25 protein-coding genes and 1 riboswitch are annotated in these 23,500 nt (G+C 43.4%); of the genes, 21 read left to right on the forward strand and 4 right to left on the reverse strand.

Annotated elements, in window-relative coordinates:
* Window positions 1-376: 376 nt before the first annotated feature.
* From LCY76_RS08515 to LCY76_RS08545, 7 genes are all read left to right on the forward strand, one after another.
* A complete protein-coding gene (locus LCY76_RS08515; protein WP_248252277.1) occupies window positions 377-1,615 on the forward strand; it encodes an MDR family MFS transporter in 1,239 nt (412 codons plus the stop codon).
* 41 nt (window positions 1,616-1,656) lie between these two features.
* Window positions 1,657-2,775, forward strand: a complete 1,119-nt coding sequence (locus LCY76_RS08520) for a DUF2268 domain-containing putative Zn-dependent protease (RefSeq protein WP_248252278.1) — start codon at window positions 1,657-1,659, stop codon at window positions 2,773-2,775.
* A gap of 285 nt (window positions 2,776-3,060) precedes the next feature.
* Window positions 3,061-3,477: a hypothetical protein gene (locus LCY76_RS08525; RefSeq protein ID WP_248252279.1), complete on the forward strand. Its 417-nt coding sequence runs from the start codon at window positions 3,061-3,063 to the stop codon at window positions 3,475-3,477.
* Between the two features lie 168 nt (window positions 3,478-3,645).
* Window positions 3,646-4,545 (forward strand): hypothetical protein, encoded by a 900-nt coding sequence (locus LCY76_RS08530; RefSeq protein WP_248252280.1) that lies wholly within the window; start codon window positions 3,646-3,648, stop codon window positions 4,543-4,545.
* A 311-nt stretch (window positions 4,546-4,856) separates the two neighbouring features.
* Entirely contained in the window at window positions 4,857-4,997 is a 141-nt protein-coding gene (locus tag LCY76_RS08535; RefSeq protein WP_248252281.1) for a hypothetical protein, read from the forward strand.
* 77 nt (window positions 4,998-5,074) lie between these two features.
* Window positions 5,075-5,242, forward strand: coding sequence for a hypothetical protein (locus tag LCY76_RS08540; protein WP_248252282.1), 168 nt, complete (start codon window positions 5,075-5,077; stop codon window positions 5,240-5,242).
* 86 nt (window positions 5,243-5,328) lie between these two features.
* Entirely contained in the window at window positions 5,329-6,582 is a 1,254-nt protein-coding gene (locus LCY76_RS08545; protein WP_248252283.1) for an ATP-binding protein, read from the forward strand.
* 40 nt (window positions 6,583-6,622) lie between these two features.
* Here LCY76_RS08545 and cspD read toward each other — a convergent pair whose 3' ends face one another.
* Window positions 6,623-6,823 carry a cold-shock protein CspD gene (gene cspD, locus LCY76_RS08550; protein ID WP_053354844.1) on the reverse strand — a complete coding sequence of 67 codons (201 nt, stop codon included), beginning with the start codon at window positions 6,821-6,823 and terminating at the stop codon, window positions 6,623-6,625.
* Window positions 6,824-6,989: 166 nt separating this feature from the next.
* A complete protein-coding gene (locus LCY76_RS08555; RefSeq protein ID WP_053354843.1) occupies window positions 6,990-7,295 on the reverse strand; it encodes a late competence development ComFB family protein in 306 nt (101 codons plus the stop codon).
* Between the two features lie 142 nt (window positions 7,296-7,437).
* Between LCY76_RS08555 and LCY76_RS08560 the strand changes: the two genes are divergently transcribed.
* The 9 genes from LCY76_RS08560 (at window position 7,438) to map (ending at window position 16,304) form a co-directional block, all read left to right on the forward strand.
* On the forward strand, window positions 7,438-8,142 hold the full coding sequence (locus LCY76_RS08560) for a GntR family transcriptional regulator (RefSeq protein WP_419714932.1): 705 nt from the start codon (window positions 7,438-7,440) through the stop codon (window positions 8,140-8,142).
* A gap of 112 nt (window positions 8,143-8,254) precedes the next feature.
* Window positions 8,255-9,190 (forward strand): 2,4-dihydroxyhept-2-ene-1,7-dioic acid aldolase, encoded by a 936-nt coding sequence (gene hpaI / locus LCY76_RS08565; protein WP_248252284.1) that lies wholly within the window; start codon window positions 8,255-8,257, stop codon window positions 9,188-9,190.
* A complete protein-coding gene (locus tag LCY76_RS08570; protein WP_248252285.1) occupies window positions 9,187-9,978 on the forward strand; it encodes a fumarylacetoacetate hydrolase family protein in 792 nt (263 codons plus the stop codon). The genes hpaI and LCY76_RS08570 overlap by 4 nt, the downstream gene beginning before the upstream one ends.
* The gene (hpaE, locus tag LCY76_RS08575; protein WP_248252286.1) at window positions 9,962-11,476 is read left to right on the forward strand and encodes a 5-carboxymethyl-2-hydroxymuconate semialdehyde dehydrogenase; all 1,515 of its coding nucleotides are present in this window, start codon (window positions 9,962-9,964) and stop codon (window positions 11,474-11,476) included. Before LCY76_RS08570 ends, hpaE begins: the two co-directional genes overlap by 17 nt.
* A 44-nt stretch (window positions 11,477-11,520) precedes the next feature.
* A complete protein-coding gene (gene hpaB / locus LCY76_RS08580; protein ID WP_248252287.1) occupies window positions 11,521-12,996 on the forward strand; it encodes a 4-hydroxyphenylacetate 3-monooxygenase, oxygenase component in 1,476 nt (491 codons plus the stop codon).
* Between the two features lie 11 nt (window positions 12,997-13,007).
* Window positions 13,008-13,991 (forward strand): 3,4-dihydroxyphenylacetate 2,3-dioxygenase, encoded by a 984-nt coding sequence (gene hpaD / locus LCY76_RS08585; RefSeq protein ID WP_248252288.1) that lies wholly within the window; start codon window positions 13,008-13,010, stop codon window positions 13,989-13,991.
* A gap of 154 nt (window positions 13,992-14,145) precedes the next feature.
* Window positions 14,146-14,601 (forward strand): pyridoxamine 5'-phosphate oxidase family protein, encoded by a 456-nt coding sequence (locus LCY76_RS08590; RefSeq protein ID WP_248252289.1) that lies wholly within the window; start codon window positions 14,146-14,148, stop codon window positions 14,599-14,601.
* Between the two features lie 236 nt (window positions 14,602-14,837).
* Window positions 14,838-15,440, forward strand: coding sequence for a TVP38/TMEM64 family protein (locus tag LCY76_RS08595; protein WP_248252290.1), 603 nt, complete (start codon window positions 14,838-14,840; stop codon window positions 15,438-15,440).
* Between the two features lie 117 nt (window positions 15,441-15,557).
* The gene (gene map, locus LCY76_RS08600; RefSeq protein WP_248252291.1) at window positions 15,558-16,304 is read left to right on the forward strand and encodes a type I methionyl aminopeptidase; all 747 of its coding nucleotides are present in this window, start codon (window positions 15,558-15,560) and stop codon (window positions 16,302-16,304) included.
* Between the two features lie 313 nt (window positions 16,305-16,617).
* Here map and LCY76_RS08605 read toward each other — a convergent pair whose 3' ends face one another.
* On the reverse strand, window positions 16,618-17,466 hold the full coding sequence (locus LCY76_RS08605; protein WP_248252292.1) for a bifunctional 5,10-methylenetetrahydrofolate dehydrogenase/5,10-methenyltetrahydrofolate cyclohydrolase: 849 nt from the start codon (window positions 17,464-17,466) through the stop codon (window positions 16,618-16,620).
* 53 nt (window positions 17,467-17,519) lie between these two features.
* A riboswitch (ZMP/ZTP riboswitch) is annotated at window positions 17,520-17,610 on the reverse strand.
* A gap of 140 nt (window positions 17,611-17,750) precedes the next feature.
* Here LCY76_RS08605 and mgtE point away from each other — a divergent pair.
* Window positions 17,751-19,109: a magnesium transporter gene (gene mgtE / locus LCY76_RS08610; RefSeq protein WP_248252293.1), complete on the forward strand. Its 1,359-nt coding sequence runs from the start codon at window positions 17,751-17,753 to the stop codon at window positions 19,107-19,109.
* Window positions 19,110-19,379: 270 nt separating this feature from the next.
* Entirely contained in the window at window positions 19,380-19,958 is a 579-nt protein-coding gene (locus LCY76_RS08615) for an NAD(P)H-dependent oxidoreductase (protein ID WP_248252294.1), read from the forward strand.
* An 86-nt stretch (window positions 19,959-20,044) separates the two neighbouring features.
* Here LCY76_RS08615 and LCY76_RS08620 read toward each other — a convergent pair whose 3' ends face one another.
* Window positions 20,045-20,464, reverse strand: a complete 420-nt coding sequence (locus tag LCY76_RS08620) for a MarR family winged helix-turn-helix transcriptional regulator (RefSeq protein WP_248252295.1) — start codon at window positions 20,462-20,464, stop codon at window positions 20,045-20,047.
* 354 nt (window positions 20,465-20,818) lie between these two features.
* Between LCY76_RS08620 and LCY76_RS08625 the strand changes: the two genes are divergently transcribed.
* The 3 genes from LCY76_RS08625 (at window position 20,819) to abc-f (ending at window position 23,428) form a co-directional block, all read left to right on the forward strand.
* On the forward strand, window positions 20,819-21,490 hold the full coding sequence (locus LCY76_RS08625; protein WP_248252296.1) for an N-acetylmuramoyl-L-alanine amidase: 672 nt from the start codon (window positions 20,819-20,821) through the stop codon (window positions 21,488-21,490).
* A gap of 84 nt (window positions 21,491-21,574) precedes the next feature.
* Window positions 21,575-21,697, forward strand: a complete 123-nt coding sequence (locus tag LCY76_RS23820; RefSeq protein WP_256225522.1) for a hypothetical protein — start codon at window positions 21,575-21,577, stop codon at window positions 21,695-21,697.
* A 120-nt stretch (window positions 21,698-21,817) separates the two neighbouring features.
* On the forward strand, window positions 21,818-23,428 hold the full coding sequence (gene abc-f, locus LCY76_RS08630) for a ribosomal protection-like ABC-F family protein (RefSeq protein WP_248252297.1): 1,611 nt from the start codon (window positions 21,818-21,820) through the stop codon (window positions 23,426-23,428).
* Window positions 23,429-23,500 lie beyond the last annotated feature (72 nt).

The raw sequence follows: 23,500 nt of genomic DNA on the forward strand, positions 1-23,500 counted from the left end.
AACCGCCTGTCTGAAAAGCAGAAGGGTTTAAGCAAGTTTTTCCTATCTGCTTTTCAGGCGCTTCATTTGTTACACAAATCTGCGGCTCTTATCATCGCCAGCGATCACACCCTACTATATAAAGAAAAAGATTTGAGGGTCTCTTTCAAGCATCAGTATGCGTTAATTGAATAGAGCAAAAAAATAAAAAAAGCCCTGGTCAGAGGCTTTTTTTACGCTTCTATTTTAAAAAAGGGGGGTTACATTCTATTAGACGAATCAACTCTTAAAAAGTTTCAAATAAAGTAAAAAAAGATAGGTAAAGAATGTAAGTCATGTTAAATTAAATTAAAAAGAGAAAAAGCTTCACAATGTAAAAAGATATGGGGTATGCGCGATGAGCAGAAAAACATTTATGCAGCACTGGCATCCTATTGTAACTACTATTATAATGGGGACTTTTTTTTCAAGAGCAGCTTTTTTTATGACGATGCCATTTTTGGCTATTTTTTTATACAAGGAGAAGGGCATAGATCCTCAGACTGTCGGACTGATCATCGGCATCAGTGCACTGACAGGCACCTTTGGCGGTTTCATTGGCGGTTACTTGTCAGATCGTATCGGCAGGTTCCCGGTCATGATTATTGCGATCTTTACTTGGGGCGGTGTTTTCGCGGGTTTTGCGATGGCAGATGCTGTTTGGAGTTTTTTTGTGCTGAATTCCATAAACGGTCTGTGCAGATCGTGGTTTGAGCCCATCTCCCGAGCATTGTTGGCTGATGTGACAACAAAAGAAAACCGGTTGAGTGTGTTTAATGCCCGGTATTTTTCCATTAATGCGGGAGCCGCAATCGGACCAGTGGCAGGTACATATTTAGGCAGTTCAACTTCGATGGCCACCTTTTTTATCACTTCTGCCGTCTATTTTCTTTATGCAGTGATCGTCCTGATGCTAATGAAAAAATATAAAGGAAGTCTTCAGCCGCAGCAGGAGAATAAATTGACCATCAAGAAGGCTGTAAGTGTCATCAGCAAAGACAAAGTTTTGTTGTATTTTCTTCTTGGAAATATAGCAGTCCTGATGGCGCAATCTCAGATGGATTCCACGCTCGCCCAGTATATGGGGAACTCACCCCAATTCCATCATGGAGTGACCTTATTTTCTTATCTAATTGTTACGAATGCTGTGAGTGTTCTAATCCTGCAGTATCCGGTAACGAATTATGTAAAGAGATTTGATCCGATGTTTGCCTTGCGGATAGGAAGCGCTGCTTTCAGCCTGGCCCTGCTTGGTTTCGGATTATCCTCGAACTGGTTATTTCTCGTCCTTTCTATGGTTGTTCTCACTCTTGGGGAGATTATTGTATTTGTGATCAGTGATGTTTTGCTGGACGACTTGGCACCCGATCATATGAGAGGAACATATTTTGGGGCAATGTCCTTCCGCTCTATCGGCTTTAGTGCAGGACCCTGGATCGGCGGCCTTTTACTGAAAACATTTGGTTTTAGCCATGGTTTCTATGTATTCGGATGTTTAACGCTCCTTTCCCTTTTGGCCTTGCCTTTCTTTCAGATAGGACAGAAAGTAAAAAATAAAAACAGGACGGAAAATCAGCACACTTCTAATTTTGCTTGATGAATGGATCAAATGTATGAAAGTGACAGGAGGCGAATGAGATGGACGTTATCAAAGCAATTCTCTCCTTTTTAGATAAAATTGTAATGATTATCGCCTGCCTGTTCACTCTTTATCTGCGGCTGGACGGTATGATGGGGATACTATTAGCCGTAGTGCTTCTTGCCGTTTGTTTTATTTGGTTTATGCACGGATTTTTGGGGCTGATCGTCGGCTCACCTGATAAACGGAAAATGGTATCTCGGATGGGATTAGCGATTGGAGCAGGTGTGGCAAGTGCTGTTCTTTCTTTGTCCAATTATTCCTTTTACTCTTTTTTGCAAGACGGAACGATCAATGCCCAAGTAAAAAAGGATTATTATCAGGAAGCGTTCCTATACAAGTATGATTATTTGCAGCGGAGTATGAGGTATCTTTCTTCTCTCCAGAACAAAACGGAAAAGAATGTGGATATCTATTATCCTGCGGAAGATTCAATCTATGCCAAAGAACTGATCAACCAGAGCCAGGCCGTTGAAAAAGCAGTCAGGGCAGTCCTGCACTTAAATCATGTCCCAAAAGTCAGGGTGATTCTCTACCATAATCCTTTAATCATGAAGCAAAAATTACCGCCAAATCATTATGAATCGTTAAATGGGATGTACGTGCCTAAAGAGAGTACCATCCACCTTCTCGCTCCTCCTGCTCAAACTAAACATATGCGGACGATTAAAAAACTGTTTGCCCATGAATATGCCCACCATCTTATCATTGCGTATTTAACGGAGAGAGGCACTGATAATCAAAATGTTCCAAGATGGCTGGAAGAGGGTCTCGCTGAATATATCAGCTATAAAAGCATTGGCCGGGAACCGGTTTTCAGTCCTTTTGAACTGGTTCCATTCGAACAATTGCGTTCGGTCAAAGATTGGGAAAAAGCGAATAAAATCAATTCGCCTTATAATCCGTATGAGCAGAGTTACTTTGCTATCGACCAGCTGCTTCATGATTATGGAAAGAAAAGCATCTTAAAGCTGTTAGTTACTGGAGATCAGCAATCTTTTTTCCATGTTTTTGAGAAGGAGACGGGAAATACGCTCGCATTCTTTCAATCCAGGTTTCTAAAAGATGAAAATGACATCTATCGGATAAACCGCAAAAAAGTATTTCTGAACCGGTAAAAAAGGTGACCCTATTACAGGATCACCTTTTATTATGGCGGTTTTTAATTTTTCGAAGTACATAAGGAAGGACTCTTTTTTTCCCTTCTCTGATTAAAAAAGCAACCAGGATTCCTTTTACTCCATTTCTTACACGCGGCATACTATCTCTGCTTTCTCTACCATACCCTGAATTTGGCGGAGCAAACCCAGGCAAATACTTTACGGTTTGTAGCCCGATGCCTATACATACAGGACAGGGGGGCATAGGATGATAGGGTAATACAGAAAGGGAGTTGAGAGAATTTGAACGAAAGGCAATTTCAGTTTCCATCATATCCAGGCGGACAGGGGGGGCAGCAGTTTCCGTCATTTCCGGGTGGACAGGGAGGCCAGCAGTTTCCGCCATTTCCAGGTGGCCAGCAGCAAGGCCCAGGAAGCCAGCAAGCTGGGATGTATCCCCCAGGACCTCCTCCAACTGCTGTTCCTCAAGCTTCACCAGCATTGCTTTCCGGACAGCCAGGTACCTTTGCCATTGATCCAGGTGCTATAAGGCCTTGTTTATACCGGTATGTCTATATCTGGTTGAACAATGGACAAAGTTTTTGGGCATGGCTTACGTTTGCGGGATTCCGGTCGGTCGCAGGGTTCAGATGGAACGGATTCAGATGGAACTACTTTGGCATTGATTCAAACCGCATCGCATACTTTGTATGTTCCTAACACAGAGGAAGCCGTTTTTCGGCTTTCTTTTGCTATGGAGCTGACCATAGTTTAGCAGGATTAAAGACTGGATACATAACAGCCGATATAGAAAGAGAGGCACATGACAACACAAGAATGCTGTAACAAATCTTCAACGGATTCGTCTAACTCTATGAGGTGATAAAATTGAAAAATAAAATATGGATTGCGGGGCTGTGTGCAGGGACTCTTGTTTTCGGAGCTGCCGGCTGCAGTTCTGAAACAACAAAAAAAGATGAAGCGGCCCCATCAGAAATAAAAAAAGAAAATAAGAATAAAGAACAATCAGACAAACCAGCTGATACAAAAGCGCAAATGATTACCGATGAGGGAATCTATACAAAGAAAATGGATGATCAAACGATTGAAATAAAAACAGCTTCCAACGGGACTCTCCTCCTGCAGCTGACAGATGCATCCAAGGAGGCTATTGAAACAATAAAAACGGGTTCTACCGTTTCCATATCTTTTCAAGCAGAAGATCATCACTACACAGCCGAGACCATTAAATTGATTAAGGCTCCAAGAGCTCAGCCATCTAAGCCAAAGCCTCGGCCTGAGCAAACCGTTCTTCCGAAAACAAAAACACTTATTGTGAACGTTGAAGGAGAACAAGATAAACGAACTGCCAAATTGGCTGAAAGTGACCAAGGATATTACTTCTACAAATTTGATCATTTTGATTTTACAGCAGAGGAGCCGGGCCGGGACCTATTATACTCTCAGATGGATGAAGAATATTTTGTAAGGATCGAGCCTCTTGACGATGCTGCCAGTTTAGCAGACATTAAATCATTGGGAATTAAAGAGTTAGAAGAGATAGGAAAACCAGATGAGGTTAAGGGATCTGACGTAGATAGCGGAGCGTTCGGCGGGGCGAAACTCGTATTAAAGGCAGCTTCCGATGAACTCATCAAGTATATCATCGTTCAGGAAACAGACGGACATCTAGTGAAATACACCGTTCACTTGCCTGTCCGTGAACCAATTGAAGGAATCGAGCCGTCATTCTGGTCAATGCTTGGTTCTCTGGCGTTTAAAAAGTAAGATAGAGGAAGAAAGAAAGGGCATGAATCATGCTCTTTTTTTATTTTTAAATCTCTGTTACCTTTTTTCACAAATCTGCCGGTTCTTATCATCACCGGCTATCACCCCTTTTTATTGGAGAAAAAAAACTTGAGGGTCTATTTTAAGCATCAGTATGCGTTGTCAAATAAGATTGAAAATCGACAATATGCTTTAACTAAGCCATTTTAAAAAAAGTACAAGTTTGTTGAAAAGGTGTCCAATGTTTTGTTTTAAGCATATAGTGTTTATTAATATTAAAAAAGTTTCCTTGAGGAAAAAGGAGGAAAAGCATGAACTGGAGCAGCCGGATGTCCTTGAAGAAGGTTGAACATTATACCCGTTTTTTACACCGATTAGGTGTATTTAATGAGGTGGAAAAGAAAGAAATTCTGGATAAAATCCATCAATATAAACAGAAAAAGACGGTTTAATTCGTCTTCCTTAGACAGACACAAACGGAGGGCTGTCGGAATAGTTTGTTAGAAACGGTAGAGAGGGGAAATCCCGTATGCGTCAATGGATGTTTCATTTCTTTCTGGCTCTTCTGGCGATCACCTGTTTTGCTGTCTATTATTTTGTTAAGCATGCCAGCTCTTATTTCTACATTATTTCTATAGCCAGCAGCATTCTTTTGACATTGCTGAGTTATAGGCAAGCAAATGAAAATTCTGACTGAAGATGCATATTTTGTCAAAAAATTGAAGGGAAATAGGGAATTCTGAAGAATTATCTATATATTACCGGAGAGGGGGCAATACATGAATGATAGAACATTTGATCATTAACTTATTGGTCATCCTCGTTCCGATACTTTGCCTGCAATTTGTTTTATTCGAGAAAAACACCACAGTAAACCGGACTAGAGCATCGTTTCTGTTCCAAGTTATTAATGCAGGTGTTGTTCTCGTCTGTATGACATTCCCTGTTTCTTTTTCGGAAGGTGTTTTTTTCGATCTTCGTTACGTCCCGCTGTTCATCAGCTTTCTATATGGAGGAATCATACCAGGATGCCTGACAGCTGTTCTTTTGATAGGGTATCGGTTGTTCCTGGGAGGCGAGGGAATGATCATTGCAGTCCTCTTCACCCTGGCAGCCGGGCTAATAACGAGCAGTCAGTATCAAACGTATCATCTGCTTCCGATCAAGAAAAAATTAAAGAAAATTACAGGCATGACATTGGGAATTACACTTTCCAAACTGCTTTTTCTCATGCTTTACTTGGCATTATTCCATTCGTTCAGCTGGGATATGGAGAAGACTGTGATTTATGCATTATATCCTTTATTTCAAACAGCGGCACTTATTGTTGTCATTTCCTTGATTGAAAATATCCGTTATGCACTAAATTTTCGGCTGCAGCAATCTGAAATGCTTCATTCTGTAGGGCAGCTCGCAGCCTCTGTAACCCATGAAGTCCGTAATCCGATGGCTGTTGCGCGCGGGTTTATGCAGATTTTCCAAAAAGAAAAATACATACCTGAAGATAAAAAGATTTTCTTAACGATGATGATTGAAGAAATTGACAGGGCACAAATGATCATCTCTGATTATTTGTCTCTCGTTAAGACCAACTCTTCAAGGATTGAACGGTTGAATGTTTCCGAATTAATATCCTCGTTAAGAAGTGTCATGTTTCCATATGCTCTGTTAAAGGGTGTAGATCTTGTTCAAAAACCTGGGGATGTTATTCATGTGGTGGGAGATCCCGTAAAAATAAAACAAATTTTGATGAACATTATTAAAAATGGGATTGAAGCAACTCCGGAAGGTGGAACGGTAATGCTATCCGCTTTTATAGAGGACAAAGAAGTGATTATCAATATATCAGATACAGGGATTGGCATGGGAAGGGAACAGTTGAAGATGCTTGGGAATCCATTCTTTTCTACCAAAACAAGCGGGACAGGGTTAGGATTGATGGCAAGTTACCGAATGGCAGCTGAAATGAACGGAAGAATTGAAGCTGCCAGCGAAATCGGTAAAGGGACTCATTTTAAAATTGTTTTTCCAAAATAAAAAGGACTGGCTGACAAGCCAGTCCTTCAATTTAAGCTGATTATCTTTTTACAACGTTGGCAGCCTGTGGTCCGCGTGCACCATCAACGATTTCAAATTCAACTTCCTGGCCTTCATCTAATGATTTGAAGCCATCGGATTGAATTGCTGAGAAATGGACAAATACGTCGTCTCCGCCTTCAACTTCGATAAAACCAAAACCTTTTTCTGCGTTAAACCATTTTACTTTACCTGTTTGCATTACTATGCCTCCTAAAACTTTGCACGGTGTGCCTTTATTACCATAGAACCTTTCAAACATTTACTAACAGCACAAAAATATGTAATCAAAGTCTAAATGGTTGGAATTACTATATCATAGAAAAATATCATAGGCAAGTTGTTTTGTCAGAAAAATTAAAAAACCTTTACTCCTCTGAAGGATGATGATCTTCTGATGGACGGGAAAGAGGGTGAGAAGGTTGTACGGCTACTTTTCCTGTAGCTTTTACGATTTCGTTCAATATGTTTATTCTTGATTGATCATTAAAATTTTGTGCTTTTACGTAAGCATAGCCATTTTCATTGGAAACATATCTCGGGGGAAGCTGATTCAGTGTAATGGCATAAACATCGGTCTTGCATAGATCACATTTACATGGGAGTTCGAGCTGCTTCCAATAATAATTTAACGCTTCTTCAACAAGAATTTCCATCGCGTTTCTGACTTTCATGGCTTTATTTACCCCTTTAATAAGATAGAACTAGAATAGCTTATTTTTACTACATCTGTAAATTAATTAGTTAAAGGATGATTCCTTATACCTAAATTTACAAATAATATATGATTTTCTGAAAATTAGATTGAAATCATATATGATTTTCGATTATCATAAATTTATGGAAAATAACAACAAAATCAGCAAACAGCAGTATGCCTATAAGGTCATTAAGTCACGTATTCTGGATGGGCGTTATCCGCCGGGTTACAGGATTGTGATCGACCAGCTGGCAAGAGAACTGCAGACAAGTGCCATTCCAGTTCGTGAAGCCATTCGTAATCTGGAGGCTGACGGGCTCATTCATTTTAAACCCTACAGCGGCGCTGTTGTCACCCCTTTCAATGAAAAAGAGTACCTGGAAACGCTGTCTGTCCTGGCTGTTTTAGAAGGCCATGCTACTGCAATTTCAGCACAGCATTTCCCCCGCCACAAGATTACCGACCTCATTGCGATCAACAACCGGATGAAAGAGTCATTGGATGAATTTGATTTTCTCATGTTCGGAAACTGCAACCGGGAATTCCACAGCTTAACCTACCAATACTGTGACAACCACTTCTTAGTCGAAAACATCAAATCCACCTGGAACAGGCTCGACCGTGTAAGAAAGATGGGGGCGGCCACCAAGCCCTCTAGAGCAAAAAAATCCATAGAAGAGCATGAAAAGATTATTGAGATGCTTTATAACCTTCATTCTTTCTCAGAAATCGAAGCCTATGTCCGGACCCACAAATTAAACACCGTCCAGTCATTTTTGGAAGAAAAAAAGAATCAGGAAGAATTACGGAATTATCCATAAGGAGGAGAAGAACAGAAAGGTTGGCACTAAGCACTGCTGGTGTTCCGTCTTCAGTGTCTATGAGCACTTAACCGGACACTACAGCACTACTTACAAAGGAGAGATGATAATTTTGAAAACTGGTCAATTTGATGAGATAAAAAGCAGGTTGAAGGGGTCTGTTGCTCCAATTATTACGCCTTTTCAAGAGGATGACAGCCTTGATTTGGAAACTCTTCGTGATTTGATCAACTGGCATATTGAAAGCGGGAGCCATGGCATTTCGGTTACTGGCACAACAGGTGAACCGAGCTCATTGACGCTGCAGGAAAGAGAGCAAGTGATGGAAACGGCGATCCAGTCTGTTGCCGGGAGGGTGCCAGTCGTTCCGGGAACAGGGTCAACCAATCATCAGGAAACACTGCATCTGACCAAGAGAGCCCAGGAAATGGGAGCAGATGCCGCGATGGTTATTGTTCCTTATTATAACAAGCCCTCACAGCATGCCTTATATAATCATTTTAAAGCTGTTGCACAATCTGTTGATATCCCATTGATTGTTTACAACATTCCAGGAAGAACAGGTGTGAATCTGGAAGTTAATACACTCGCCAGGCTGAAAGAGGACTGCCCGAACATCATCGGGGTGAAAGAGTCGAACAAGGACTTTGAACATGTGAACCGTGTTCTTCTGAATTGCGGAAGAGACTTCCTGCTGTTCTCCGGGATTGAGCTGCTCTGCTATCCAATGCTTGCGATCGGCGGAAAAGGCTACATCAGCGCAACAGCAAATGTTCTGCCAGGGAAAGTTGCAGAAGTGTATAATGCCTGGGAAGCTGGCAACATTGAAGAAGCCATGCAGCTTCATTATGAAATGATGCCGCTGAATGATGTGCTGTTCAGGGATACCAATCCGGCACCATTAAAGGCGGCATTGGGAATGATGGGTAAAATTAAGCCAAGGCTGAGACTTCCGATGGATCTGCCGTCTGACAGCATTCAAGAAGAAATTCGTACGGTGTTAAACAGTTATGGTCTATTGAATAAAGTTGGGAGTGAGATGCAATGAAACACGCACGTATCATATTCGAGGGCAGAGAGCGGACTGCCACGGTGAAAGATGACCAGCTATTGCTTAGCTGCGGTAGGACCATCTCCCTGGATGAAGCAGAGGCTTGGCTTCCTCCGCTCAAGCCGAAAAAGATGATAGGCTTGGCATTAAACTATGCTGATCATGCGGAAGAACTCGGCTTGGATAAACCCGCTGAACCTGTTCTCTTTATTAAACCGAACAGTTCGCTTGTCGGACATAAAGCACCGGTATATTATCCGGATGGCGCTACCTATATGCATTATGAAAATGAACTGGCTGTGGTCATCGGCAGGGAAGGCAGAAATATTAAAGCAAAGGACGCGATGGAATTTGTAAGCGGTTACACAATTGCGAACGATGTAACGGTTCGGGATTTCGTAAACAACATGTACCGTCCGCCAGTCCGGGCAAAAGGACATGACACCTTCGGACCGCTTGGGCCCTATTTTGTCGATGCGGCGGATATCCCCGATCCTAACAATCTCGAACTAAGAACCTATGTAAACGGTGAACTGAGACAGCAGGGCAACACAAAGAATTTGATCTACACCATATCTGAGCTGATCGAGTTCATTTCTTCCTTTATGACCCTTGAAGTGAATGACATCATCTGGACAGGGACTCCAAAGGGGATTTCTCACATTCATCCAGGTGATACAGTAAGGCTTGAAATCGATTATATCGGAAGTTTGGAAAATAAAATTCTTGATGGCCGCACGACTGGTACCGCGGCAGGAGGGATGAAGCATGAGCAGCAGCTATGAAAAAACCGTCCTTCATTATATAAATGGTGAGTTTGTACCTTCAGCATCAGGAGAAACGTTTACAAATATCAATCCTTTTACAAATGAGGCGATTAATCCCGTAGCAGAAGGAACAAAAACAGAAATCGACTCGGCCGTTAAATCGGCGAAAGAGGCCTTCAAAACAGGAACCTGGGGAAAAATGAAGCTCAGTGATAGGCTGAAACACATTCATAGGATCGCGGACCTCATCGACCGGGATATTGAGCAGGTGGCACATCTGGAGTCCCTGGATACCGGCCTTCCGATCTCACAGACGAAGAAAATGGTTGCAAGAGCTGCGGACAACTTCCGTTTTTATGCCGAGATGGTAAAGAACAGAATGGTCGGTGAAGCCTATCATGTGGACGATGAATTTATCAATTACACCATCCAGAAACCTGTAGGTGTAGCAGGCTTAATCACTCCTTGGAACGCACCGTTCATGCTTGAAACATGGAAAGTTGCCCCGGCTCTTGCTACGGGGAACACGGTTGTACTCAAGCCCGCTGAATGGTCGCCGCTGACGGCCAACAAGCTTGGAGAGATTATTCATGAGGCAGGCCTTCCGGAAGGTGTGTTTAATATTGTTCATGGGTTTGGCGAGACTGCCGGTGCAGCATTGGTCGCACATCCGGATGTACAGCTGATTTCGTTTACCGGTGAGACGAAGACAGGTTCGGAAATTATGCGGAATGGAGCAGATTCTCTTAAACGCTTCTCCATGGAGCTTGGGGGCAAATCACCAATCATTGTGTTTGACGACTGTGATGTTGAACGTGCCCTTGATGCGTGTGTATGGGGGATCTTCTCTTTCAATGGTGAGAGGTGCACGGCGAACTCCAGACTGTTTGTTCAGGAATCTATAAGTGAAACCTTTATCAGCGCTTTAAAGAAAAGAGTTCTCAACATTATTGTTGGCGATCCTTCCCATCCAGATACCGAAGTAGGCCCTCTTATTCATAAGGATCATTACGAAAATGTAAAACGCTATCTGAAAATTGCTGAGGATGAAGGCAGTGAGGTATATGCTGCTGAAGTGCCAAAGCATCTTTCCAAAGGCAACTTTATTCCGCCGACCCTCCTGTTGAATGTGAAGAATGACATGAGGGTGGCACAGGAAGAAATATTCGGCCCGGTCTTAACGGTGATGACCTTTCAGACAGAAGAAGAAGTGGTCGAGATGGCCAATGATGTGAAATATGGTCTTGCAGGCTATGTCTGGACGAACGATATGAAAAAAGGTCATCGTGTAGCGGGTGCCGTTGACGCTGGAATGCTGTGGGTGAACTCACAGAATGTTCGTGATTTGCGAATACCATTTGGAGGTTCTAAATCATCCGGCATTGGAAGAGAAGGCGGGCATTATGCTTTTGAATTTTACACAGAAATGAAAGTCGTTCATGTGGCCGTCGGTGATCACCATATTCAGCAATTCGGAAAAAAGAACATAGCTGCTTCAGCGAATACCAACGCCTGAGGCCAGAACGCTGGCAAGCTACTAATATCCGGGAGGGAATGACATTGCCTGCACGCACGGGAGAACAATATATCAACGGTTTAAAAACGGCAAATAACAACGTTTGGATTCATGGAAAACGAGTAACAGATGTAACAGAACATCCTGCCTTACGGAACGTGGTACGTTCGATTGCCAATCTATTCGATCTCCAGCATGAAAAAGCGGATAAAATGCTCTACACCTCAGATACAACAGGAGATAAAGTCGGTTTATCTTTTATCGCGCCTAAAACCAAGGACGATTTAATCGCGCGCCGTGAAATGTTTACAGAATGGGCGCGGTACACGGGCGGAATGATGGGGCGCACACCAGATTACTTGAATACGAGTGTCATGGCGTTTGGTACAGCAGACTCGTTTTTTGCTCAGGGAGACCCGATGTTTGCGGAGAACGCCAGAAACTATTATCACTATTGCCGTGAAAACGATATTAGCCTCACACATACGCTCATCCATCCGCAGACAAACCGTTCGAAAAAACAATCAGAACAAAAGGATCCTTTTCTGTCTGCAAGAATCGTAGAAAAGAACAAAGAGGGAATCGTGATAAAAGGGGCGCGTCTGTTAGCCACGCTGGGTGGTGTGACGGACGAGATCGTCGTGTTCCCTTCTACCCTGAACAAAGCCGCATCTGAGGATGATCCATACGCAATGGCTTTCGCGATTCCCAACAACACAGAAGGCTTGAAGTTCCTGTGCCGTGAATCATTTGACCAAGGAAGAAACCAGTGGGATCACCCATTGAGTTCAAGATTTGAAGAGAGCGATGCGATCGTTGTGTTTGATAACGTGCTTGTTCCGTGGGACCGTGTGTTTGTCGGGGGAAGCTCTGACATCTGTAATCGTACGTACGTGGAAACAAATGCGATCGTGCATATGGCCCATCAGGTAGTAGCTAAAAATACGGTAAAAACGGAATTCGTTCTGGGCATCATCTTAAGCATTATGGATGCGATCGGCATCGATGTGTTTCCGCACGTAAAAGAAAAAGCGTCAGAGGTCATGCTCATTCTTGAAACGATGAAATCTCATCTGTTCCGTGCTGAACAAAATGCATCCCTTGATGCCTATGGAAACATGACCCCGGATTTTGCTCCGCTCAATGCAGCTCGAAACTGGTTCCCTAAAATGTATCAGCGGATGGTGGAAATCGTACGAATCTTAGGGGCATCCGGCTTAATGGGGATACCGACAGAGTCTGATTTTGAAGCGGAAGACATCGGGGAACTCGTACACCGCTACACACAGGGAGCGAACATCAATGGCTATGAAAGGGTACAGCTTTTCAGGCTTGCATGGGATGTTTGCATGAGCTCCTTTGGCGGCAGGCAGGCGCTTTACGAATATTATTTTTTTGGCGATCCTGCACGCATGTCCAACATTTATTATGATGGCTTCAACAAGGAACCGTACAAACAAATGGTCCAGGAATTCTTGAGCCGAGTGAAAACCGCCGACCACAACTATGCTCGTATTTAAGGAGGTGCTTTATGGACTTTAATATCATTCGAGTGGCCCGGATAGTCATGAACGTGACCGACTTGAACGCTTCCCGAGATTTCTATGTCAATGCGTTAGGCTTTATTGAGACGGAAAGCGACGGGCAGCACATTTATTTAAGGGGCCTGGAAGAACACTGTCATCATTGCCTCGTACTGAAGAAAGCGGATCAGCCAGGTGTCCATTCCATCGGGTATAAAGTTTGGCATCAAGAAGATCTTGAGAAGATTGAGAGACTTTTCAAAGAAAGAAATCTTTTTACGCAGTGGGAGGAGGCGGGTAAGCAAAGAGCGCTGGGCCGTGTTCTTAAGGCAACAGATCCTTCTGGTATGCCGCTTGAATTCTTTTCAAAAATGGAAACGGTGGAACGCTGCCTGCAAAAGTACGATCTATACAAGGGAGCACGTATCCAGAGGATTGACCATGTTAACTGTATGGTACCTGATGTGGAGAAGGCTGTCGCTTTTTATACTGATGAACTTGGCTTCCGCTGTTCAGAGTATACGGCTACAGAGGACGACAGAACATGGGCTGCCTGGCTCCATCGCAAACCGTCTGTCCACGATATCGCCTTTATGAATGGAGAAGGGCCCCGTCTGCATCATGTCGGTTTCTGGCTTTCTGATCCCATGAGCCTTATTCATTCCTGTGATGTGCTGGCAAGCATGGGATATGCCGACTGTATCGAAAGGGGACCTGGCCGCCATGGCTTATCGAACGCCTTTTTCCTCTATATTCGGGATCCAGATGGAAACCGGCTGGAACTATATAATGGAGACTATTTAACGTGCGACCCTGATTTTGAGCCGGTTAAATGGGATATTAATGACCCCCGGCGCCAGACGTTCTGGGGGCATAAGGCACCTGACAGCTGGTTTGAAGAAGCAACGGAATTTATTCAGCAGGAGAGCGGATTGCCTGTCGGACAGTCTAAAGCCGTTCTTGCTCAGCAAAAACCCGATTTTGTGACATGATTCAGCGTGAAAATAGAGAAGAGCTGTCATAAGAGTAGTTATCTTATGACAGTTTTTTTGAAATTTCTTGCTGCATCCGTTACTAACCAAACCTGTTTATGAGAAGATAGAATGGTACATAAAAATTCTCGGATGAAGAAGGGAGCACTTTCAAATGGCCAAACCGGAAATACCTGCTCAGCTTTCCACAGAACTTTTTGAATATCTGCAGGGGGAGAAACTTGTGCTGCTCGGTACGGTTGATGCAGAAACGAAGGCCCCAGGAATTTCTGCCATATCATGGGTAAAAAGCTGTGACGAAAAAAGAATCAGGTTTACAGTAACGAACAACTCGAGAATTGTGGCTAACATTAAGAAGAATCCACAGGTTGTCTTAACCGTTGTCGGACTGGAGAGCGTGTATTCCATCAATGGGAAAGCTGCTGTTCTAGAGGAAAAAATGGAAGGTGTGCCACTAAAGCTTGCCAAGATTGAAGTGGTGATCGATCATGTCTTTGAAAGTATGTTCTGGGGAGCAAAGATTGTTCAGGAACCGGAGTATGAAAAGACCACGAACGCGGAAAAGGCAAAAGAACTCGATCTGCAGGTATACGAAGCACTAATGAAATAAGATAGCGAAAAAACGATCCGTTCGTTCTGAAGTGACCCCAAAAAGCTGTCTAACTTTTTGGGGTCACTTCAGAATGGATGGTTTTTTTGTTGCGTGCTTACTAGGACTAATTTAGTGAATATGGTAAACTAGGTGAAAAGTCTGTCTAATTTTGGCGATAATTTAGATGGTCATAATGAGATTAAATAAAGGCCGAAATGGAAACGATGATAGCTATATAGAAGGGAGACCGGGCTATGAATTGGAGTGAGTGGAAAACTTATCTTTCGCAGGAAAACATACTGCACTTTTTAGAGCAATACCGGGACTTAGGCTTCTTGCCCGGCGTGCTTCTCCCGCTGCTTGAGTCCATTATTCCCGTATTGCCGCTGTTCATTATCGTAGCTGGAAACGCTGCGGCTTACGGATTCTGGCTGGGAGCCCTCTTTTCCTGGCTGGGCGCAGTAATCGGTTCGATGATTGTGTTCTTTTTGGTACGGAAATTGGGCCAGCAAAGATTTCTTCATTTTATTACAAAGCATCATAAGATTGAAAAGCTGCTGGGATGGATGGAACGCCGTGGTTTCGGCACACTCTTCCTCATCTACTGTTTTCCATTTACGCCTTCTGCTTTGATCAATGTCATTGCCGGTTTGTCCCGGATCAACCAAAAGACATTCGTTTTATCCGTAGCTCTTGGGAAGCTCGTAATGATCGCCATCATCTCCTTCATCGGCTATGATTTTTTGGATGTGATAAAAAATCCATTGAAACTAGGGCTCGCGGTATTTGGCATCTTAGTCCTCTGGCTTGGCGGAAAAGTTGTCGAATCGAGAATGAAACAAAGCCATCAGGCGTAAATCAAACATTGATTTGCGCCTTGCGCTGTTTTTAGCAAGTTTGCTGGGAACAAATAGATAAACAAAGAATATAGTAAGTTTACACCTTACTTATTTGCAGGATGGGAAAGGATACGCATGATTACTTATAAGTCAAAAAGAGATATTGAACAAATGCACAAAGCCGGACAGCTGCTGGCGAATTGCCACAAAGAGATCAAGAAAATCATCAAGCCGGGTATTTCAACACTTGAAATTGATGCTTTTGTGGAGAGGTTTCTTAAAGAACACGGAGCAACTCCTGAACAAAAAGGTTATCAGGGATATCCTTTTGCCACTTGTGCTTCGGTGAACGATGTCATCTGCCACGGCTTTCCGAACAAGAAGAAACTGAAATCAGGAGACATCGTGACGATTGACATGGTCGTGAAATTAAACGGCTGGCTTGCTGATTCCGCATGGTCGTATACAGTAGGGGAAGTATCTGAAAAAGCTCGCCATCTGATGGAGGCCACCGAAAAATCACTTTATCTCGGCATTGAAAAAGCTGTGATTGGCAATCGGATCGGAGACATCTCTCATGCCATCCAGCAGTATGCAGAAGGAGAAGGGCTTTCAGTCGTCCGGGAGTTTATCGGACATGGGATCGGACGGGTGATGCATGAGGATCCTCAAGTGCCGCACGCCGGTACAAAAGGAACAGGCCCGCTCTTAAAAGAAGGAATGGTCCTTACGATTGAGCCGATGCTGAACACAGGCAAACGCTATGTGAAAATAGATAATGACGGATGGACCGCCCGTACGTTTGATGGCTCGCTATCCACTCAATATGAGCATACGATTGCCATAACAAAAGAAGGTCCGCTCGTTCTGACGGCTCAATAATATGAAATGTAAATAAAAAGAAAAAAACACGAGGAACCGGCTGGAAAAGCACCGGTTCCTCGTGTTTTTTTATCTTATAACTTCAGTAAGTGCATATGTCCACCTGAGACGGGAGATTTCATATTGTTGTATGCCTGAAAAGCATACACTCAGCTATTGCTTTGTTTAAGATGAAAATACCCGCGAAAATAGAGCATTTACCCGCCGAAACGAAGAAAATACCCGCCAAAACACCATTATGGTAAACTAGGTGGCTCTTAGCGGTCCACAAAAAAACTGATCCACGAAAATTCACGGATCAGTTTTTTCTATATTACTTATTCTCGAGTTTTTTCTCAGCTGCATCCACTGTATGTTTCAGCAGCATCGCGATAGTGACTGGACCGACACCGCCTGGAACAGGGGTGATGGCTCCGGCATTTTTCTCGCATTCTTCGTAATCAGCATCGCCAATGTTGCCCGGATTATAGCCGGCGTCCATGACAACGGCCCCTTGCTTGATCCAATCTCCTTGGATGAACTTAGGCTTTCCAACGGCCGCTACAACAATATCGGCCTGTTTTACGATCTCATTCAAATTTTGAGTGTAGGAATGGCAGGTGGTTACGGTAGCGTTTCGGTTAAGGAGCAGCATGGAAACCGGTTTGCCCAATATAGGGCTCCTGCCGACAACGACAGCGTGCTTACCTTCAATCGAAATGTCATAGAAATCCATAATGGCCATAATGGCTGCAGGCGTACAGGATGGATAGCTGCCAAATCCGAACGAAGTCTGTCCAAATCCCCAGCTCGTTACACCATCCACATCCTTTTCAATGTCGATCGCTTCAAACGCGGCTCTTTCATCAATATGGGAAGGTACAGGATGCTGAAGAAGGATGCCATGCACGTTCTCATCCTGATTCAATTCATGGATAGTGTTTAATAGATCTTCCGTGGTAATCTCTGCTGAAAGATGAATCCTTTTTGATAGGATTCCTAGCTTTTCACAAGCGTTGCCTTTCATTTTTACGTATGTAGCAGAAGAAGGGTCTTCTCCTACTAAAACAGTCGCCAGACAGGGTATGGTGCCTTGGGTGGTTAATGACGAAACTCTTTCTTTTAGCTGCTCTTTAATTTCTGCTGCGACACGGGTGCCATCGAGTATTAGCTTGTTTTCCATCCAATTACCTCCTGAGAATAGAAAAAAGGCAAGGAATATACACAGTGATTCCTTACCTTTGCCCAGACGAACGGCTTTTTAGGTTAAAAATTGCAGCTTCCTTGTGGTCAATTCCACACGTTCTCGTCAGTTGCTGCCCTCTTATTTCTTATGTTGCTTTGATTATACATCAAGTTTTCCCACAGATTCAATACATCAGAACACGTTTTTTGAAAATCAATGTTGCATTCGCAGTTTCTTGGAGATTCTTATATAATAAGAACGATATCAAGGGGGTGACATTCGTGTTCAAGGAAATGACGGGAAATCAGATCCTGCTTTTTGTTATAAAAAGTTTAAAAGAACTTCGAAAGAAAGAGTTCCAGGAATTAATGGACGAACTGCACCCATACGACATCGCGGAAGTCTATAAGACACTGCCGGAGAAACACCGGCATAAATTTCTTACGTTCCTGACAACAAGGCAGCTTGCTTCTCTCATTCAGGAACTGGACAGCCATTTTCAAATCGAGATTCTTCATAAATTAGGAATCGAACGATCATCCCATATCATGAATGAAATGGAAAACGATGACCTGGCGGACTTGCTAAGTAATTTCTCATTTGAAGAGATTCAGGATTTTCTAGCATCCATGAAGGCGGATGAATCCCGTACGGTCCAATCACTCATGCAATATCCTGCCGACACCGCCGGCGGGATTATGACCAATCGGTTCGTCTGGATCCCGCAGATGTTTACAGTTCGCGATGCGGTCGATAAACTGAAGACGTTCGCCGGATTTGCTGAAAATATTTATTATCTGTATGTCATTAATGAAGAAAAGCAGCTTGCCGGCGTCGTTTCCTATCGTGATCTGCTGCTGGGAGACCTCAACGACCGGATTGAAGACATCATGTTTACCCGGGTCATCTCTGTTGCTGCTGACATGGACCAGGAGGAAGTGGCTCGCACGATTGAAAAATACGATTTCATTGCTGTTCCGGTAGTGGACGATAATGATGTTTTGCTTGGAATCGTAACGGTAGACGATGTGCTTGATGTTTTGATCGAAGAAGCGAATGAGGACATTGAAAAGCTATCAGCTTCGGGAAAATCCATTGATTTTAACACCAGTGCCTTCGTTGCTTCTTACCGCCGGCTTCCGTGGCTGATCTTGCTCCTGTTCATCGGCATTATCTCCGGAAGTATTATTTCTGCTTTTGAGGATACGCTGTCAAAGGTCGTATCGCTCGCATTCTTCATGCCGATGATCGCTGGAATGACCGGAAATACGGGTACACAATCACTCGCTGTAGTGGTCCGTGGGCTTGTTTCCAATGACATCGATAAAAAGGTCGTCTGGCGCCTCATCTTCCGTGAATTTGGAGTCGGGCTGATCATTGGCACTACCTGCGGAATTCTTATCGCACTCGTTGCTTTTTTCTGGCAGGGAAATGCCATTTTGGGATTGGTCGTTGGAAGCTCACTGTTTTTGACTCTTATTATTGGAACCCTTGCAGGAACGCTGATTCCACTTCTTTTATATCGTTTTAACGTCGACCCAGCCGTCGCTTCAGGGCCGCTGATTACAACACTCAACGATATTTTTTCATTGCTTGTCTATTTTGGGACTGCGTCGATCTTTATTTCTCATCTAATATGAAACAAAACCCGCCGGCTGATCGGCGGGTTTTTACTCTGCTTTATCTGGTTTCAACGAGCCGGTCCACTTCTTCTTTCCAATCTACAATCTTGTTGGAGAACTCACTGAACGGAACATCAAAAGGATAAGACTTATTCAGAAGGAGTTGTTCTTCTTATAAAAGTTTATAAGAAATTGCCCTGATATTGGTAATGAAACATCTTTTTTACTATGTGAAAGGATTAATAATGGAAGTGTCGTATACGTGTCAATGTAGGAAGGAGAGATTAGATGAATCATGTCATAGTGTACTGCCACCCGGCTAAAGAAAGTTTCAACATGGCTTTGGTGGAGACATATACAGAGGAATTAAAGAAGAGCGGGCACACAGTGGCTGTCAGAAATCTGTATTCTTCTGGATTTCAGCCGGTTCTGACACAAGAGGAATATGAACAGTCCCTGGCTTTTATGTACAGCACTGATATTAAAAAAGAACAGGAGTTGCTTACCTGGTGTGACTGCCTTACGCTCATCTATCCGGTCTGGTGGGGAGGCATGCCTGCGTTGCTTAAAGGGTATATTGACAGGGTATTCAGCTACGGTTTTGCTTATGAACTGGATGGAGAAGAACCCATTCCGCAGTTGAAAGGAAAATCCGCAGTTTCAATCTGCACGACTGGAACGCCTTCTGAGATCTACGAAAAGAACGGTATGCATCATGCAATGAATCTCGCGCGGGATCATAGTATTTTTGAATTTTGCGGAATGGAGGTCAAGCGGTCCATCTATTTTGGCAACGTAATCCATTCTCCCGAATCAGAGAGAGAAAGAATGCTGCAATGCGTTCGAAGCCTAGGTTCGTCTTTCTAAAGGTGCGGATAAGAATTGAATTTAAAATCTCTGCACTGAAAACGGCAAAAACACTTTATGGTTAAGTGTTTTTGCCGTTTCTAAGACTAAATCATTCGGTTTAAGTAGTCTACCATTCTTTCCATTTCCTCATCAGAGAGCCCGGAGAACTTTTCTCTGAAATAGTCCCGGCGGATGGAAGCCAGTTTTTCTGCAACAGAATGGCCTTTTTCTGTTATTTTAACGTATACGATTCTTCGGTCAGTAACTGAACGTTCTCTTGTGATCATACCTTTTTTTATTAGACGGTCTGTTACTCCGGTAATGTGGCTTGAAGACACCTTCATTTCTGCTGCCAGTTCAGATGCAGTAAGAAAATCTTTATCTTTTAACAGATTCAGCACTCCGAACTCATTGGAGGGGACATCATCAGAAAAAAGGTCATTGATGTCTTTCCTGAATGTCCGAAAGACGGTTTGGAAGCTGGTTTCGAGCTCTGCAATAGATTCCGTGCGTTTATCACTCATATCATTCACCTATTCTACGTTTAGTTCAATATTGACGCTTCTATTAAATATAGTATACTGTGGCGGCCATTTACTCAAACATTTATCTGTTATTGACACAAAGTTTCCTGTTTTGGAACTTCTTTTCTCGTTTCCGATATGGTACCCTCGAAGTGGAAATGAAATAAGAATGAGGTTGGAAGATGAAAAACAGTACATTATGGTTTTTGCTGCTTGGAATTGGTTTTCTCGCAGGAATCATCTACTGGGTGTGGGTGTTCGCAGCGAATTAAAAGGCGGAGGAGTTGTCTGTAAAGGCAGCTCCTTTTGTTTTTTTTTGCCTACTTATAGGTAAAAAGGAAATGAGGGATAGGTTTGATAGGGAATCGTTACAGTATCACTTCTATGCTGATTGATAAAAAGTGGAGGCACAGGCCAGGCGGCAACAGAATACCGAGGTACGCGGTGGCCCATGATACTGGAAATGAAGGCTCCACTGCCCTGCAAAATTTCAACTATTTTAACAGCAGGCATTTAGCCGCTTCTGCTCATGTATTTATTGATGATCAGGACATCCTGATGATCATCCCGCTGCGCGAGAAAACCTGGCATGTCAGAAGACAGGTGTCTGATGCGAACGACTGGGCTATAGGAGTGGAGTTATGCTATGGCGGAAAGATTTCATGGGTAGAAGCATATAAACGATATGTCTGGTTTTTTTCCTGGCTGTGCCAAACCTATGAATGGAATCCCACTCTGCATATTAAAGGACATTTTCAGCTGGATCCGGGCAGGCGGAAAGACCCTGTGAACGCGTTAAAAAGGAATGGGAAGAGTTTTGAAGATTTTCTTCAGGATGTAAAAGATCAATTGGAAATCATAAAAAGGGAAGGAGAAGGCGTGCATCGGGTTAACGAAAAAAAGCGTGACAGGCTCTATCGTGTTCAAATCGGCTGTTTTAGACAAAAAGGGAATGCAGAAGAGGCAGCACAGAAAGCCATTAAAGCAGGATTTGATGCGATTATTCTTGTGGATGAATCTTCATAAAATGGCGCGCTGCCTATTGCAATACAAAATTTAAAAATGGTATAATTGGAACAAATATACTTTTGGATGAAAGGAGGGGTAGGAATGCTGAATGGTGTACGTTGTATGGTGGATTGGCTGACGGTTGAAGTACGCTCTATTACACATGTAATAGCTGTCAACGGGAGAAGTCTGTCCAAATTTCATACAACATTAGTGCATCAGTAAGTTTTCCATACCCATTCCTCATCAACGGATCAACCATGGGCAGGTATGCTTGCCCATGGTTTTTTGTCTTTTAATTTATTTGAAGAATGGGTAACCACCAAATTTGAGGAGTGTTTACCTATGATTATTTGTTCCGCGAACGGACTCACAAAAAGCTTCGGAGGACATACCGTATTTAATAATATATCTCTGGAAATCCATAGCACAGACCGGATAGGCCTGATCGGGCGTAACGGAACCGGAAAAAGTACTTTATTTAAACTGCTTGCGGGTACAGAGCATCCGGACGAAGGAAGTGTTCATCTCAAGAAAGGATCGGCGGCGGGCTATTTGGAGCAGGTGCCGGTCCGATCGGATAATGCCTCGGTTTATGAGGTGTTTATGCAGTCCTTTTCTGAACTTCATGAAATTCAAGAAAAAATAAATGCTCTGACTGCAAAAATGAGTGAGAATCCAAATGAAAAGCAGCTGGATAAATGGCTGAATCAGCTATATGGCCTTCAGGAGACATATGAAGAAATGGGAGGGTATTCCATCGAATCCAAGATTAGCGGAATCGTAAAAGGCCTCGGTCTTGACGCTGTAAAAGACCAGCCATTCTCTTCCATCAGCGGAGGTGAAAAGACAAAGGCAGGGCTCGGATGCCTGCTTCTGCAGGAGCCGGATCTGCTTTTGCTTGATGAACCGACCAACCATCTTGATTTAAGTACGATGGAATGGCTTGAAGACTATTTGCTGAAATACAAGGGGGCTGTCGTCATCATCTCCCATGACCGCTATTTCCTGGATCGTACCGTGAACAAAATTTATGATCTGGAAGACGGAGAAGTGATCCTCTATCACGGGAATTATAGTGCTTTTTCAGCTGAAAAAGAAAAACGCCTGCTTGCTGAATTTGCTCAGTATCAGGAACAGCAAAAAAGAATAAAAAAAATGCAGGAGGCCATTAAGCGTCTGCGCGACTGGGCGATCAGGGGTGACAATGGCGATCTTCACAGACGGGCCCGCAGCATGGAACGGGCTATAGAAAGGATGCAGAAAATCAAACGTCCGGTACTTAACCGCAGAAAGACAGAAATCTCGTTTCAGATGAAGGATCGAAGCGGAAAAGAAGTCCTTTCTATGCTGGATGTGACGGCAAGCTATCCTGGCAGGGAGATACTGAAACAAGTTGATCTTTTTATCCGTTTTGGTGAAAAGGTTGCAATTGTAGGCAACAATGGGACAGGAAAGTCTACCTTGTTAAAAGCGATCTTAGGGGAGCAGGAAGTCACTGGTCTTATCGAGATTGGAAGATCCGTTAAACTTGGGTACCTTTCCCAGACCGGACTGAACAGTCACCCGGATGAAACGGTATTGTCTGCTTTTCGCGAAGCTGTTCCTGTTGATGAAGGGACAGCAAGGCATTTGCTTGCCAAGTTTTTATTTTATGGACAGTCCGTGTTCAAGAAGGTGAGGGATTTAAGCGGAGGAGAGAATACCCGCCTTCGCTTTGCACAGCTCGTCAACCAGGATGTCAATCTGCTGCTGCTTGATGAGCCGACCAACCATCTGGATATTGATTCACGTGAAGTCCTGGAGGATGCCCTGGAAGAATATAACGGAACTGTGGTAGCTGTATCGCATGACCGGTATTTCTTAAATAAGCTCTTCAACCGTGTGGCCTGGGTTCATGAAGGAGAGATCAAAGAATATTTAGGCACTTATGATGAGGCTCGGCTTCAAAGGTAGGAAATCGTTTATTGTAAGCCTGCGATAGTGTATGATGATAGGACAATATAAACGATATGAGAGATAGAGGGG

This window comes from Fictibacillus marinisediminis, from assembly GCF_023149135.1.
GTDB classification, from domain to species: domain Bacteria; phylum Bacillota; class Bacilli; order Bacillales; family Fictibacillaceae; genus Fictibacillus_C; species Fictibacillus_C marinisediminis.

Excerpts from the sequence above, each read along its gene's own strand:
- LCY76_RS08515 (WP_248252277.1), top strand. The coding sequence starts at position 377 with ATGAGCAGAAAAACATTTATGCAGCACTGGCATCCTATTGTAACTACT.
- LCY76_RS08520 (WP_248252278.1), top strand. The coding sequence starts at position 1,657 with ATGGACGTTATCAAAGCAATTCTCTCCTTTTTAGATAAAATTGTAATG.
- LCY76_RS08535 (WP_248252281.1), top strand. The coding sequence starts at position 4,857 with ATGAACTGGAGCAGCCGGATGTCCTTGAAGAAGGTTGAACATTATACC.
- LCY76_RS08540 (WP_248252282.1), top strand. The coding sequence starts at position 5,075 with ATGCGTCAATGGATGTTTCATTTCTTTCTGGCTCTTCTGGCGATCACC.
- LCY76_RS08545 (WP_248252283.1), top strand. The coding sequence starts at position 5,329 with ATGATAGAACATTTGATCATTAACTTATTGGTCATCCTCGTTCCGATA.
- cspD (WP_053354844.1), bottom strand. The coding sequence starts at position 6,823 with ATGCAAACAGGTAAAGTAAAATGGTTTAACGCAGAAAAAGGTTTTGGT.
- LCY76_RS08555 (WP_053354843.1), bottom strand. The coding sequence starts at position 7,295 with ATGAAAGTCAGAAACGCGATGGAAATTCTTGTTGAAGAAGCGTTAAAT.
- LCY76_RS08560 (WP_419714932.1), top strand. The coding sequence starts at position 7,438 with ATGATTTTCGATTATCATAAATTTATGGAAAATAACAACAAAATCAGC.
- LCY76_RS08570 (WP_248252285.1), top strand. The coding sequence starts at position 9,187 with ATGAAACACGCACGTATCATATTCGAGGGCAGAGAGCGGACTGCCACG.
- hpaE (WP_248252286.1), top strand. The coding sequence starts at position 9,962 with ATGAGCAGCAGCTATGAAAAAACCGTCCTTCATTATATAAATGGTGAG.
- hpaD (WP_248252288.1), top strand. The coding sequence starts at position 13,008 with ATGGACTTTAATATCATTCGAGTGGCCCGGATAGTCATGAACGTGACC.
- LCY76_RS08590 (WP_248252289.1), top strand. The coding sequence starts at position 14,146 with ATGGCCAAACCGGAAATACCTGCTCAGCTTTCCACAGAACTTTTTGAA.
- LCY76_RS08595 (WP_248252290.1), top strand. The coding sequence starts at position 14,838 with ATGAATTGGAGTGAGTGGAAAACTTATCTTTCGCAGGAAAACATACTG.
- map (WP_248252291.1), top strand. The coding sequence starts at position 15,558 with ATGATTACTTATAAGTCAAAAAGAGATATTGAACAAATGCACAAAGCC.
- LCY76_RS08605 (WP_248252292.1), bottom strand. The coding sequence starts at position 17,466 with ATGGAAAACAAGCTAATACTCGATGGCACCCGTGTCGCAGCAGAAATT.
- LCY76_RS08615 (WP_248252294.1), top strand. The coding sequence starts at position 19,380 with ATGAATCATGTCATAGTGTACTGCCACCCGGCTAAAGAAAGTTTCAAC.
- LCY76_RS08620 (WP_248252295.1), bottom strand. The coding sequence starts at position 20,464 with ATGAGTGATAAACGCACGGAATCTATTGCAGAGCTCGAAACCAGCTTC.
- LCY76_RS23820 (WP_256225522.1), top strand. The coding sequence starts at position 21,575 with ATGCTGAATGGTGTACGTTGTATGGTGGATTGGCTGACGGTTGAAGTA.
- abc-f (WP_248252297.1), top strand. The coding sequence starts at position 21,818 with ATGATTATTTGTTCCGCGAACGGACTCACAAAAAGCTTCGGAGGACAT.